This window comes from Bradyrhizobium sp. 142, from assembly GCF_023074015.1.
In the GTDB taxonomy this organism is placed as follows: domain Bacteria; phylum Pseudomonadota; class Alphaproteobacteria; order Rhizobiales; family Xanthobacteraceae; genus Bradyrhizobium.
Genome location: NZ_JADPKQ010000133.1, coordinates 1 through 711, shown reverse-complemented (window position 1 = coordinate 711; position 711 = coordinate 1). Strand labels below are relative to the sequence as shown.

The window sequence follows — 711 nt, the reverse complement described above, 5'->3', positions numbered from 1 at the left end:
CTCGACCCGCATCGCCTGATGACCTTAAAGCTAGACTTAAGGTCACACGCTTCGCGAAATACCCCGCGTCAGACAAGACGGCGCTCGTCGGATGCGTACCGTTATGCGCTAGAGACAACTCGTGCAATTGCGGTCTGTCCCTTCCATTCTGATGTAACCATCCGCATCGGTGATGATGCGGCCGAAAGCCATGCCTTCGAACGCGCCAAAAAGATCGTTAAAAGCGACGGTACGAATTGGGGTCCAAAGGCGCTCAACGAAGAGATTGGTCGGCAACTCAGCGAAGCGGCAGATGGTGAATGCCCCCGCTGCGCATCGCATTGAAGCGATGCAACGGTGCAGTGCGCTTAGGCTTGCGCACGAGATCAGCCGCGCTAGTGCGGCTCGCGATTGTCGGCTATCTCGCGCGCCGCCAGATTTAATTCCAGCTCTCTGAGGTGTTCGATCAACTGCTCTACGATCTCCTCGCAATCGGATGGCGTCAGGAAATGCACGCCGCGCAATGTCAGTTGGTTCTGCAGGATGATTGCCATCATGGCTTTAACGCTCATCTGCGGGAGGCGAATACACGATCTGAAATAACGCACCAGTGAGGTGATCTGATCGGCATAGGGGGCGACCTTGTGGGTCGCTCCCCTGCCACACCACCCGGCATGCGGGTCCGCACCGGGCGGTTCGAGAAGTTGAGGTCATGAGAGCCGGGGCAGTCCC

At 57.7% G+C, this 711-nt stretch carries 2 protein-coding genes; one reads left to right on the top strand and one right to left on the bottom strand.

Features of this window, described 5'->3' with window-relative positions:
* The coding region (locus tag IVA82_RS13495) for a hypothetical protein (protein WP_247493326.1) at positions 1-324 on the top strand (324 nt) is incomplete at its 5' end.
* Between the two features lie 50 nt (positions 325-374).
* Here IVA82_RS13495 and IVA82_RS13490 read toward each other — a convergent pair.
* The gene (locus IVA82_RS13490) at positions 375-536 is read right to left on the bottom strand and encodes a hypothetical protein (RefSeq protein WP_247493325.1); all 162 of its coding nucleotides are present in this window, start codon (positions 534-536) and stop codon (positions 375-377) included.
* Between the last annotated feature and the right edge of the window lie 175 nt (positions 537-711).